This is a genomic window from Burkholderia sp. 9120 (assembly GCF_000745015.1).
Taxonomy (GTDB): domain Bacteria; phylum Pseudomonadota; class Gammaproteobacteria; order Burkholderiales; family Burkholderiaceae; genus Paraburkholderia.
On the sequence record NZ_JQNA01000002.1, the window covers coordinates 1,994,234 to 2,006,774 of the forward strand.

Here is a 12,541-nt window from a genome sequence, read left to right on the forward strand (position 1 = left end):
AGCTCTAGCTCGCCGACGTAGGTCCGCTGCGTTGGCGAGCGCGAGCAACTCCGTTCACGCGCTGACTACCTAACGGATGATCCGCGCCGGCACCGCGCCGCGCAATGCGTTGCAGATCAGCAGCGCTTCGGCGTTCATCAAGTCTGCTTGCGTCAGCACCTTCTCAGCCGCTTGCAGATCCGCGACTTCTTCGAGCAGAACGCTGCGCATCACGCCGGGCAGCACGCCCGACGCGAGCGGCGGCGTCCACCACCGCCCCGCCAGTTTCACAAAGACATTCGACCGGCCACCTTCGGTCAACTCGCCTCGCTCGTTGAAGAACAGCGTGTCGAACGCACCCTTCGCCTCGGCTTCGCGCCAGCCGCGATCGTGTTCGGCGCGGCGGGTGGTTTTGTGATGCAGCAGCGGATCGCGCGCTTCGGTCGCGGCGAAATGGTGGTCGGGCGCGAGCAGTACGCCGACCGTCTGCTTCGCTAGCGGCGTCAGCACAGCGGCTGCGATGTGCGTCGCACCGTTCTTACTGAGCGCGAGCCGCATACGATGCGGCGTGTGCGCCGGCAGCGATTCACACGTCGCCGTAATCTGGGCGCGAATATTACTTTCGTCGCCGAGATTGAAACCCAGCGTTGCCGCGCTGCGCGACAGCCGTTCGAGATGGCGCGACAGATGCCGCACGCCCTCCTCGCGCGTCGCGTACATCGTTTCGAACAGATCGAAACCCGGTTCAGCGCCGGTTAGAAAACTGGCCTTCAATTGACACTCCGCGAATTCGTCGGCGGCGACGCTGTCGAGGACGATGCCCGCGCCGACGCCCATCGTGCCCTGCAGCTCGCCCGTTTGCGCGGCATGGCTCAGCGTCAATGTGCGAATGGCGACGGACAGGCAGAAGTCACCGCACACGGTTGGATTCGCCGCCGGCGCGGCTACCGTGGGCGCGTCGAGCCAGCCAATCGCGCCGGTATAAAGCTCGCGCGGCGTGCTTTCCAGTTCGTCGATCAACTGCATCGTGCGATGCTTCGGCGCGCCGGTAATCGATCCGCACGGAAACAACGCGCGCACAACACCGGCGAACGACGTTTCGGGCCGCAAGCTGGCCTGCACCGCCGACGTCATCTGCCAGACCGACGCATACGGCTCGACCGAAAACAACGCAGGCACCTTGACCGAGCCCGTTTGCGCGACTCGCGACAAATCGTTGCGCAACAGATCCACGATCATCACATTCTCGGCACGGTTCTTCGGATCGCTGCGGAGAAACTCGGCGGCGCACTGGTCAGCCCGCGGATCGTCCGAGCGCGGCGCGGTGCCTTTCATCGGCCGCGCACGCAACATCGCACCGTCTTTTTCGATGAAAAGCTCCGGCGAACACGACAGCACCCATTGGCTTCCCGGCAGCGCGATCAACGCACCGAACGGGACCGGTTGCCGGGCCCTCAACCGTCGATAGAGCGCAGTGGGCGAACCGAACACGTCGAAGCCAAGCCGGTACGTGTAGTTGACCTGGTAGGAATCGCCCGCGCGTAGCGCGTCGTGAATCGCGGCGATTGCCGCGTCGAACTGCGCACGCTCGACACTCGCGCGCCCATTCGCCGTGCCCGCCACCGACGGCTCAATCGTGCCGCCATCGTGCTCCGTCAACCACGCGTCGACTTCTTCGCGCGAGCGCTTATCGCAGCGCTCGAACAATAAAAAACGCAGCGTGGCATTGCCACGCTGCGTTTTCGGATGCGGACGTGAATCTCCATCGAGAAGATTCCGCCCAAACTCATAATCGGCGAGCACGACGGCATGCAAACCACGCAAGGTATCCGCCACCACAGATTCGCATACGGCCTCGAGTTGCGCGGCGTCCGCGCACACCCGTTCCCGCACAAAACCCGTGTACAGACGACTCGAACGGCGCGCCGCCGTCGCGTCGCAATCGTCGAGCAACGCGAAGACCGCGTCGCGCTCATCTGCCGTCATGCTTACCACCAACTTCAAACTGCCATTAATCGAAGAAGCTCTTCACCCGGTCGAACCAGCTCTTGCTTTGCGGGCTATGTCGCGAGCCGCCTTCCACCAACGCCTTCTCGAACTGCTGAAGCAATTCGCGCTGCGAGTCGGTGAGCTTGACCGGCGTTTCGACTTGCACGTGCACGTACAGATCGCCGGCAATGCTCGAACGCAGCCCCTTGATGCCCTTGCCGCGCAGACGGAACGTCTTGCCCGACTGCGTGCCTTCCGGAACAGTGAAGCTGGCGCGGCCCGCGAGGGTCGGCACTTCGATTTCGCCGCCGAGCGCCGCGGTGGTGAACGGAATCGGCATCTGGCAATGCAGATCGTCGCCGTCGCGCTCGAACACCGAGTGCTGCTTGATATGGATTTCGACGTACAGATCGCCCGACGGACCGCCGTTGATACCCGGCTCGCCGTTACCGGCCGAACGGATACGCATGCCGTCGTCGATGCCGGCGGGGATCTTCACTTCCAGCGTCTTGGTCTCTTTCACCTTGCCCGCGCCGTGGCAATGGCCGCACGGATCAGGGATATAGGTGCCGGTGCCGTGGCACTTCGGGCAGGTTTGCTGGATGCTGAAAAAGCCTTGTGACATCCGCACCGAACCCGAACCGCTACAGGTCGGGCAGGTTTCCGGCTTGGTGCCGGGCTTGGCGCCCGAACCGTGACAGATTTCGCACGACACCCAGCTCGGAACGCGAATCTGCGTGTCGTAGCCGTGTGCGGCCTGTTCCAGCGTGATTTCCATGCTGTAGCGCAGATCGGCGCCGCGATAGACCTGCGGGCCGGGTCGGCCGCCAGCGCCGCGTGCGGCGCCACCGGCCGCCTGGCCGAAGATGTCGCCGAAAATATCGCCGAATGCATCGGCAAAACCGCCGAAGCCTTGTGCGCCGGCTCCGCCCATGTTCGGATCCACGCCCGCGTGGCCGTACTGGTCGTACGCGGCACGCTTTTGCGAGTCCGACAGCATTTCATAGGCTTCCTTCACCTCTTTGAAATGCTCTTCCGCATCCTTGTTGCCCGGATTCCGGTCGGGGTGGTGCTTCATCGCAAGCTTGCGATAAGCCTTCTTGATTTCGTCGTCGCTCGCGTTCTTTGCGACGCCCAGAACCTCGTAGTAATCCCGTTTCGCCATATCGGTTCAACGCCACTCGCGCAATGCGACGCGGTGGCTCCTCTTGAATGCTGGAGTCTTGCGACTCGTCCGGCCGCTGTTTTTTGCCGCTCGAAACCGGCTCGAAACAACGCCCTCCATAAAACAAACGTGCCCGGAGAGCCCCAAAAGGCTCGCCAGGCGAGATAACCGCTCTTGCACGTTGCTGCGGCCCGAATGGGTGCAGGGGATTGTGCAGCCGGGCCGCACACGGTGCCGTGTGCGGCTTTACGGTCGAAATGCGACCTGGCTTTAGTCTTTCTTGACTTCCTTGAAATCGGCGTCGACCACGTCGTCCTGCTGCTGGCTCGCGCCACCTGCCGATGCACCCGCGCCCGCCGCGCCTGCTGCCGCTGCTTCGGCACCTTGCGCTGCCTGCATGTCGGCGTACATCTTCTCGCCCATCTTCTGCGAGGCGGTTGCCACGACTTCGATCTTGGCTTCGATCGCGGCCTTGTCGCTCGAACCGCTCTTCAGCGTTTCTTCGAGGTCCTTCAGCGCGGCTTCGATCGTGTCCTTCTCACCCGCGTCCAGCTTGTCGCCGTACTCGGTGAGCGCCTTCTTCGTGCTGTGGACCAGCGCGTCGCCCTGGTTGCGGGCATCGGCCAGCTCACGCAGCTTGTGATCTTCTTCGGCGTTGGCTTCCGCGTCCTTCACCATCTTTTCGATTTCGGCTTCGGACAGACCCGAGTTTGCCTTGATCGTGATGCGGTTTTCCTTGCCGGTCGCCTTGTCTTTCGCGCCGACGTGCAGAATGCCGTTCGCGTCGATGTCGAAGCTCACTTCGATCTGCGGCGTGCCGCGCGGTGCCGGCGGAATGCCTTCGAGGTTGAACTCGCCCAGCAGCTTGTTGCCGGCTGCCATTTCGCGTTCGCCCTGGAACACCTTGATCGTCACGGCGCCCTGATTGTCGTCGGCCGTCGAGTAGACCTGTGCGTGCTTGGTCGGGATCGTGGTGTTCTTGTTGATCATCTTCGTCATCACGCCGCCGAGCGTTTCGATGCCGAGCGACAGCGGGGTCACGTCGAGCAGCAGAACGTCCTTGCGGTCACCCGACAGAACCTGACCTTGAATCGCGGCGCCAACGGCCACGGCTTCGTCCGGGTTCACGTCACGGCGCGGTTCCTTGCCAAAGAATTCCTTAACCTTGTCCTGCACCTTCGGCATACGCGTCATACCGCCGACGAGGATCACGTCGTCGATCTCGCCGACCTTCACGCCTGCATCCTTGATCGCCGTGCGGCACGGTTCGATGGTGCGTTCGATCAGTTCTTCAACCAGCGCTTCCAGCTTGGCGCGCGTGATTTTCAGGTTCAAGTGCTTCGGACCCGACGCGTCGGCCGTGATGTACGGCAGGTTGATTTCGGTCTGCTGGCTCGACGACAGTTCGATCTTCGCCTTTTCAGCCGATTCCTTCAGGCGTTGCAGCGCGAGCACGTCTTTCGACAGATCGACGCCTTGTTCCTTCTTGAACTCGCCGATGATGTAATCGATGATGCGCTGGTCGAAGTCTTCACCGCCCAGGAACGTATCGCCGTTCGTGGACAGCACTTCGAACTGCATTTCACCGTCGACATCTGCGATTTCGATGATCGACACGTCGAACGTACCGCCGCCCAGGTCATACACCGCGATCTTGCGGTCGCCCTTTTCGGCCTTGTCCAGACCGAATGCCAGCGCGGCTGCGGTCGGTTCGTTGATGATGCGCTTGACTTCCAGACCGGCGATGCGGCCTGCGTCTTTGGTTGCCTGACGCTGGCTGTCGTTGAAGTACGCGGGAACCGTGATCACCGCTTCGGTGACCGGCTCGCCGAGGTAGTCTTCAGCGGTCTTCTTCATCTTGCGCAGCGTTTCCGCGGAAATTTGCGGCGGTGCCAGCTTCTGGTCACGCACTTCGATCCATGCGTCGCCGTTGTCGGCCTTCATGATCTTGTACGGCATCAGCGCGATATCTTTCTGCACTTCTTTTTCTTCGAAGCGGCGGCCGATCAGGCGCTTGACCGCGTACAGCGTGTTTCTCGGGTTCGTGACCGACTGACGCTTCGCAGGCGCGCCGACGAGAATCTCGCCGTCTTCCATGTAAGCGATGATCGACGGCGTGGTGCGCGCACCTTCCGAGTTTTCGATCACCTTAACCGTATTGCCTTCCATGATCGCCACGCACGAATTGGTCGTGCCGAGGTCGATGCCGATGATTTTGCCCATTTTTACTATTCTCCTGACTTTGATCGCTGCGGAAAGCGCCTTGTTTGCCATCTGGCGGTAAGGCGATCCGCTCTCAATTCCTACCTGCACTCAACATAAGTGCGTCCGCATCGTTTTCAAGACCTCTTTTACGATGCGGTCTTTAATTTTTTTCAATCGGTCGAACTTTTTCCGCTTGTTTTACTGCTTTTTGCGACGCCGAGCAGTGAAGCAGGAAGCGCCCGCCCGGATCGCGGTGTTCGTAGACTTTGCTGCGAAACCATCTGGGACCGGGGGCGCGGATCGCGTCCGACTGCGGCCGGCCCCGCGTCGAACGAGTCGGCGCTGCGCTCCCGCATGTCGAAGACGACGAACGCGTAGCCGACGGGACGGTTGGCCATGGCGGTGCCAGCCCAGCTTGGCGGCGGAGAACCGACCTGAAAACGGCAGAAAGCAGCAGCGGCGTTTACTTCGGCGCCGCGACGGTCACGAGCGCCGGACGCAGCACGCGGTCGGCGATCACGAAACCTTTTTGCAGCACTGCCACGACGGTGTTCGGCTCCTGATCGGCCGGCACCATCGAAATCGCCTGGTGGCGATGCGGGTCGAACTTCTCGCCGACCGGATTCAGGGCGACCACACGGCCCTTCTCCAGCGCGCCGTTCAACTGACGCAGCGTCAGTTCGACGCCTTCACGCACCTTTTGCAGATCGTCGGACGAGTGGGCAACGGCCGCTTCGAGGCTGTCCACCACCGGCAGCAGATGCTCGGCGAAGCTCTCGATCGCGAACTTATGCGCCTTGGTCACGTCTTCCTGCGCACGACGACGCACGTTTTCGGTCTCGGCTTTCGCCCGCAGGAAGCTCTCCTGCAGGTCGACGATCCTGGCGTGCGCTTCAGCCAGCGCGGCCTGCTCGAGGCTTGCCGGCGTCTCGGTCGTAGCGCCTGCGGCCGCTTCCTGCTGGGCTGCTGCCGCCTCGGCGGCCTGGCGCTCGGCTTCGTCCGCGGGCGTGGGATTCTGGCTCGTCGGGTTCTCTTGCGTATTTTCCATGTCGCTGAAAGTCGTAAAAAAGTAAAAACCAACGGTGGCGGCAGCGCGCAAAAGCAGGCGCAATTTGTGCGTTGCAAAATAGCGACAGACTAGCTGACGCACCACCGCATAACGAAACGGCAGATGGGGCCGGAAAGACCCGTTTCAAGCGGGTCTCGCGGAACTTTTCGCACCACGGACGGGCGGCGGAAATGCCTGGTTACAACCATTATTGCGACGCAATCAGATTGAGATTGAGTGCGACCAACAAGTGGCCTATGCTCCACTAAAGCGTCGGAAAAGACACGTTAACCCTAATCTGACGTAAGCCTTACCGACATTTTGCAATTTCCCACCTGATCCGCCTGTTTCCGTCCTGAATTCTTCCCAAGGGGAGTACCGTGAAACTGACCTTCGCAATCTCGGTGGTCGCATTGGTACTGATTTTGGGCACCACGACCATCTGCATGTCCGGGGCTGTCAACGATCACACTACCGAATACGGCGGTGTGCACGCGACCATGGAACAACTGTTCAACCCCCACCTGAAAGTTTGTCGATAGTGCGCCTGTCGCGTTTGGTCGGCCGGCCGTGCAATGCGGCCGCCGGCTCGCGATACGTTTTGCGCCGTTCCTGCTCGACCTGCCGCTTCACCCTGCTTTCCTCTGTTTCCGCATAAAGCGTCTGCGCGACGCTTGCCGGGCCACGCACGTCGCATAGGCCCAGCACTTCTACCTGCCAGACGATCCGCTCGATTTCGATCTCGACCAGATCGCCGACGCGCACGTCTTTCGCCGGTTTCACATTGGCGCCGCCAATGCGCACATGGCCTTTCTCGACGGCATCGGCGGCGAGCGAGCGCGTCTTGAAGAAGCGCGCCGCCCAAAGCCATTTGTCGATGCGTAGCTTCGCGCCCGTTTCGGTCGAAATCTGGTAGTTCATCGCCTGTTCAAGCCCCTGTCGAATGCGGCACTGGCAGCGCCTGGACCGGCCAGCCTTGCAGATTCTGCGCGACGATTTCGCCGAGCGCGGCAATCCACGCCGGCGACGCGTTCACACAGGCAATCCGATGAAACTCCTTGCCGCCGGCGTGCAGGAATTCGTCGCGCACTTCCATGCCGATTTCTTCAATCGTTTCAAGGCAGTCGGCGGTAAAGCCCGGGCAAAAAACATCGGCGCGGCGCACGCCCGCCGCGCCCAGTTCCTTCAACGTAGGCGCCGTGTACGGCTGCAACCATTCGGCTTTGCCGAAGCGCGACTGGAACGTGATGCGGCACTCCACCGACGTCAGTTCCAACGCCTGCATGAGCAGCGCGCCGGTCTGCTGGCATTGCTCATGGTAGGGGTCGCCGAGATCCATGGTGCGCTTGGGCACGCCGTGAAAACTCAGCACCAGCTTGTCGCCCGCCGCGAAGTCGGGCCGGCCGTGCTGATGCCAGTACTGATGCACCTGTGCGGCCAGCGCTGAAATGTACGCGGGATGATCCGCGTACTGACGCACCGTGCGGATTTCCGGCTGATTGCGCATGCGCTTGAGCGCTGAAAAGGCGTCGTCGAAAGCGGTGGCCGTGGTCGACGACGAGTATTGCGGATACATGGGCACCAGCAGCACACGCTCGGCGCCCGCCAGCTTCAACTGATTAAGCATGGCCGGAATGCCCGGCGTGCCGTAACGCATCGCGTAGTCGACCAGCACCGTGTAGTCGTTCAATTGCAGCAGATGGCGCAAGGCTTCCACCTGCTTCTCGGTATAGACGCGTAGCGGCGAGCCTTCCGGCATCCAGACAGCGGCGTACTTTTTCGCCGATGCCGGACTGCGGAACGGCAGGATCAGCAAACGCAGAATGATCTGCCACAACAGCGACGGAATTTCGACCACGCGAGGATCGGACAGAAACTGCGCGAGATAGCGGCGGACCGCACGCGGCGTCGGCGCGTCGGGCGTGCCGAGATTGATCAGCAGTACGGCGACACGGTGTGACGTGGCGTTCTGTGAGGGCCGCTCGAGGTCGAAGCGCATAGGCAGCAGAGGTAACCGCTTGAGGCGGAGAGTCGATTCAGGTGGGTTTCATTATAGCGGCGCGGTCTGGCGACCGGTCCGCCGTACACCCCTGGCCATTCGGCCAATTGGCAAGCCGCGCGCCGTCGCGCATGATGACCGGACTTGAAATGAGCGCGTGATTTGCCGCCGCTGGGCAGCCCGCTATTGCTGGCTGAGGGTCAGGGAAAGCAGGCGCGCGGTGATATCCACGATCGGAATCACGCGGTTGTACGCCATGCGGGTCGGGCCGATCACGCCGAGCGTGCCGACGATCTTGCCGTTCACTTCGTACGGCGCGGTGACCACGCTCATTTCCTCGATCGGCACGAGATTCGATTCGCCACCAATGAAAATCTGCACGCCCGCCGCGTGGCTCGACACGTCGAGTAACTGAAGGAGACTGGTCTTTTGATCGAACACATCGAACAGCTTGCGCAGGCGCGCCATGTCGGACGAAAGGTCGGCGACCTCCAACAGATTGCGTTCGCCGGAAATCAGCACGTTCTCGCCAGTGTCGGACTCTTCGGTGCTGGCCGTGACGGCGGCGTGCATCAGCGTCGTCATGTCGCCGCGCAGTTCGTCGATTTCCTCGCGCAGGCGGCGGCGCACGTCGTCGAACGAGAGGCCGGCGAAATGCGCGTTGATGTAATTCGACGCTTCCACCAGTTGCGACGGCGAAAAGTCGCGCTGCGTCGCCATGATGCGGTTTTGCACGTCGCCTTCCGGCGTCACGATGATCAGCAGAATGCGTTTGTCGGACAAACGCATGAACTCGATCTGCTTGAACACGTGGCTGCGCCGCGGCGTGAGCACCACGCCGGCGAACTGCGACAGATTGGACAGCACGCTGGCCGCCGCGGCGACGATCTTCTGCGGCTCACCCGCCTGCAGCGTAGTCTTGACGGCGCGCATCACGGCTTCTTCGTCCGCGGCGGATTCGACGGTCAGCATCGTATCCACGAAAAGGCGATAGCCGCGCGGCGTCGGGATACGGCCGGCGGAGGTATGCGGACTGATCACGAGCCCCAGGTCCTCGAGATCGGACATCACGTTGCGGATCGTCGCCGGGCTCAGTTCGAGGCCGGAGTAACGTGACAACGTGCGCGAGCCGACCGGCTGACCTTCGGCGATGTAGCGCTCGATCAGCGTTTTGAGGAGGGTTTGTGCGCGAGGATCTAGCATGACGGAAAATTTTAGCTTAATGACACGACTACCGCGAGCGCTAACGGCGCTCACCGTTGACGAATGCGCCACGGCTCGCCCGGGCGCCACTTTGTCTTCGATCCGCTGCGTGAGCCGGCACGTGGCCCGACGTTCGGACCGCCGCCTCGACAACGGCGCGCCGTGGCACTCTAACCGGCACGCATGTCATCAACGCTTCACCATTCTAACGATAATCGCGAGGTACGCCGTCAGCCCACCCGCGCCGCCCCGCTACCGGGTCTGTCAGCGGTTCTTTTCAGGCCCCACCTATGGTGTAATGCCGGCATGCAAGTGACCAGCCAGTTCAAGACCGTCGCGCTCGTCGGGCGCAACAATACGCCGGGCATCGTCGAGCCCTTGACCGCGCTCGCCTCGTGCATCGCAAAGCGCGGCTTCGAGGTCGTGTTCGAAGCCGACACTGCCGCCGAGATCGGCGTCACCGACTATCCGGCGCTACGTCCCGCCGAGATCGGCGCGCGCGCCGACGTGGCCGTCGTGCTGGGCGGCGACGGCACCATGCTCGGCATCGGCCGCCAGCTCGCGCCGTACCGCACGCCGCTGATCGGCATCAATCACGGCCGGCTCGGCTTCATTACCGACATTCCGATCTCCGACATGCGCGAGATCGTGCCGCAAATGCTCGCGGGCAATTTCGAACGTGAAGAGCGCGTGCTGCTTGAGGCGCGCATCATGCGCAACGGCAACCCGATCTATCACGCGCTGGCCTTCAACGACGTGGTGGTCAATCGCAGCGGCTTTTCGGGCATGGCGGAACTGCATGTCTCGGTCGACGGGCGCTTCATGTACAACCAGCGCTCGGACGGCCTGATCGTCGCCACGCCGACCGGCTCGACCGCTTACGCGCTCTCCTCTCAAGGGCCGATCCTGCATCCGCAATTGGGCGGCATCGTGCTGGTGCCGATCGCGCCGCACGCGCTGTCCAACCGGCCGATCGTGCTGCCGGACGACTCGAAGGTGAGCATCCAGATCGTGTCCGGCCGCGAGGTCAACGTGAACTTCGACATGCAGTCGTTCACGTCGCTGGAATTGAGCGACACGATCGAAGTGCGCCGCTCGCGCCATACGGTGCCTATGCTGCATCCCGTCGGCTACAGCTACTTCGCGACGCTGCGCAAGAAGCTGCACTGGAACGAATACCCGTCGCACGAAGAAGACACCAAGCCCTGAGCCGCGAGCAGCCCCTGGAACGCAACGCCGCCGCTGCCAAACTCTGAATTTCAAGCTCACCAGACCACCTCCATGCTGCGCCACCTCTCGATACGCGACTTCGTCATCGTCGCCGCGCTCGATCTCGAATTCGACAGCGGCTTTACTGTTTTCTCCGGCGAAACCGGCGCCGGCAAGTCGATCCTGATCGACGCGCTGGCGCTCGCGCTCGGCGCCCGCGCCGATGCGAACGTCGTGCGCACCGGCGAGAGCCGCGCCGACATCACCGCGGAGTTCGAGATTCATGCGCAGGTCGAACAGTGGCTCGACCAGCAGGCGTTCGGCGCGGCCGCCGACGACGGCCAGCACGGCGGTACCGTGATGCTGCGGCGCGTGGTGGACCGCAACGGCCGCACGCGAGCGTTCATCAACGGCACTGCGGCCACGCTCACGCAATTACGCGAGCTCGGCGAGATGCTGGTGGACATTCACGGCCAGCACGCACACCAGTTGCTGATGCGCCCGGACGCGCAGCGCGAACTGTTCGACACGCACGCTGGCCTGACCGACACCGCGGCAACCGTCACGCGCGCCTGGCGCACGTGGCGCGAGAAGGTGCAAGCCGTCGAGCATGCGCAAACGCGCGACCGCGAATTGCAGTTGGAGCGCGAGCGTCTCGCGTGGCAGCTCACCGAACTGGACAAGCTCGCGCCGCAGCCAGGCGAATGGGAAGAGGTCAACAGCGAGCACCGCCGGCTGTCGCACTCGGCAAATCTGATCGACGGTGTGCAAGGTGCGCTCGGCGCGCTGTCCGAATCGGACGAGGCGATGATCACGCATCTGGCGTCGATCGTCTCCAAGGTACGCGACCTGGCCGAGATCGATCCGGCGTTGAACGACGTGCTCGCCGCGCTCGAACCTGCCGAGATCCAGTTGCAGGAAGCCGCGTATTCGCTGAGCCATTACGCGCAAAAGCTCGAACTCGATCCGGACCGGCTGGCGCAGGTCGAAAAGCGCCTCGACGCGTTGCATTCGGCGGCCCGCAAATTCCGCCTGAAACCGGAAACGTTGCCTGAAGAACACGAGGCACGGCGCGCGCAACTGGCCGCCCTCGACGCCGCCGCGGATCTCGACAGCCTGCATGCCGCCGAAGCCAAGGCCAAAGAAACCTTCCTCGCCGAAGCGAAAAAACTGTCGAAAGCACGCACCAAAGCCGGCAAGGCCTTGGGCGCGGCGGTCACCACCGGCATGCAGGAACTGTCGATGAAAGGCGGCACCTTCGAAGTCGGCCTGGTGCCATTGCCGGACGGCGGCGCCAATGGACTCGAACAGGTTGAATTCCGTGTGGCCGGTCATGCGGGCGTACCGTTGCGGCCACTCGCCAAAGTCGCCTCAGGCGGCGAACTGGCGCGGATCAGCCTGGCGTTGGCCGTGATCGCCAGCGCGGCCAGCCCGACACCCACGCTGATTTTCGACGAGGTGGATACGGGTATCGGCGGCGGCGTCGCCGAAGTGGTCGGACGCTTGCTGCATCAGCTCGGGCAAGCGCGCCAGGTGCTCTGCGTGACCCACCTGCCGCAAGTCGCGGCACGCGGCGACCATCATTTCCAGGTCGCGAAAGCGGGCAACGGCAAGGGCGGCACGGTGAGCAGCGTCACATCCCTCGACAAGGCGAGCCGTGTAGAGGAAGTCGCGCGCATGCTCGGCGGTCTGGAGATCACGCCGACCACCCGCAAGCACGCGAAGGAAATGCTGGCGGCTTAAT

9 protein-coding genes are annotated in these 12,541 nt (G+C 62.7%); 2 read left to right on the plus strand and 7 right to left on the minus strand.

Annotated features, from left to right (window positions below; all coding sequences use genetic code 11):
* Window positions 1-69: 69 nt before the first annotated feature.
* The 7 genes from pabB to hrcA all read right to left on the minus strand — a co-directional run bounded on the left by pabB (window position 70) and on the right by hrcA (window position 9,588).
* Window positions 70-1,965: an aminodeoxychorismate synthase component I gene (pabB, locus tag FA94_RS17090; RefSeq protein ID WP_035553258.1), complete on the minus strand. Its 1,896-nt coding sequence runs from the start codon at window positions 1,963-1,965 to the stop codon at window positions 70-72.
* Between the two features lie 25 nt (window positions 1,966-1,990).
* Window positions 1,991-3,133, minus strand: coding sequence for a molecular chaperone DnaJ (dnaJ, locus tag FA94_RS17095; protein ID WP_035553261.1), 1,143 nt, complete (start codon window positions 3,131-3,133; stop codon window positions 1,991-1,993).
* 270 nt (window positions 3,134-3,403) lie between these two features.
* On the minus strand, window positions 3,404-5,356 hold the full coding sequence (dnaK, locus tag FA94_RS17100; RefSeq protein WP_035553264.1) for a molecular chaperone DnaK: 1,953 nt from the start codon (window positions 5,354-5,356) through the stop codon (window positions 3,404-3,406).
* Between the two features lie 445 nt (window positions 5,357-5,801).
* Window positions 5,802-6,386, minus strand: a complete 585-nt coding sequence (gene grpE, locus FA94_RS17105) for a nucleotide exchange factor GrpE (RefSeq protein ID WP_035562400.1) — start codon at window positions 6,384-6,386, stop codon at window positions 5,802-5,804.
* A 513-nt stretch (window positions 6,387-6,899) separates the two neighbouring features.
* On the minus strand, window positions 6,900-7,307 hold the full coding sequence (locus tag FA94_RS17110) for an RNA-binding S4 domain-containing protein (protein WP_035553266.1): 408 nt from the start codon (window positions 7,305-7,307) through the stop codon (window positions 6,900-6,902).
* Between the two features lie 7 nt (window positions 7,308-7,314).
* Complete coding sequence (gene hemH / locus FA94_RS17115) at window positions 7,315-8,385, minus strand: ferrochelatase (protein WP_035553269.1); 1,071 nt, start codon at window positions 8,383-8,385, stop codon at window positions 7,315-7,317.
* 183 nt (window positions 8,386-8,568) lie between these two features.
* The gene (gene hrcA, locus FA94_RS17120) at window positions 8,569-9,588 is read right to left on the minus strand and encodes a heat-inducible transcriptional repressor HrcA (protein ID WP_035553271.1); all 1,020 of its coding nucleotides are present in this window, start codon (window positions 9,586-9,588) and stop codon (window positions 8,569-8,571) included.
* Between the two features lie 306 nt (window positions 9,589-9,894).
* On the opposite strand from hrcA, the gene FA94_RS17125 reads away from it, so the two are divergent.
* The gene (locus FA94_RS17125; RefSeq protein ID WP_035553273.1) at window positions 9,895-10,797 is read left to right on the plus strand and encodes an NAD kinase; all 903 of its coding nucleotides are present in this window, start codon (window positions 9,895-9,897) and stop codon (window positions 10,795-10,797) included.
* A gap of 72 nt (window positions 10,798-10,869) precedes the next feature.
* The gene (recN, locus tag FA94_RS17130; protein ID WP_035553276.1) at window positions 10,870-12,540 is read left to right on the plus strand and encodes a DNA repair protein RecN; all 1,671 of its coding nucleotides are present in this window, start codon (window positions 10,870-10,872) and stop codon (window positions 12,538-12,540) included.
* Window position 12,541: the final 1 nt, after the last annotated feature.

Coding starts and splice junctions, on each gene's coding strand:
- pabB (WP_035553258.1), bottom strand. CDS start 1,965: ATGACGGCAGATGAGCGCGACGCGGTCTTCGCGTTGCTCGACGATTGC.
- dnaJ (WP_035553261.1), bottom strand. CDS start 3,133: ATGGCGAAACGGGATTACTACGAGGTTCTGGGCGTCGCAAAGAACGCG.
- dnaK (WP_035553264.1), bottom strand. CDS start 5,356: ATGGGCAAAATCATCGGCATCGACCTCGGCACGACCAATTCGTGCGTG.
- grpE (WP_035562400.1), bottom strand. CDS start 6,386: ATGGAAAATACGCAAGAGAACCCGACGAGCCAGAATCCCACGCCCGCG.
- FA94_RS17110 (WP_035553266.1), bottom strand. CDS start 7,307: ATGAACTACCAGATTTCGACCGAAACGGGCGCGAAGCTACGCATCGAC.
- hemH (WP_035553269.1), bottom strand. CDS start 8,385: ATGCGCTTCGACCTCGAGCGGCCCTCACAGAACGCCACGTCACACCGT.
- hrcA (WP_035553271.1), bottom strand. CDS start 9,588: ATGCTAGATCCTCGCGCACAAACCCTCCTCAAAACGCTGATCGAGCGC.
- FA94_RS17125 (WP_035553273.1), top strand. CDS start 9,895: ATGCAAGTGACCAGCCAGTTCAAGACCGTCGCGCTCGTCGGGCGCAAC.
- recN (WP_035553276.1), top strand. CDS start 10,870: ATGCTGCGCCACCTCTCGATACGCGACTTCGTCATCGTCGCCGCGCTC.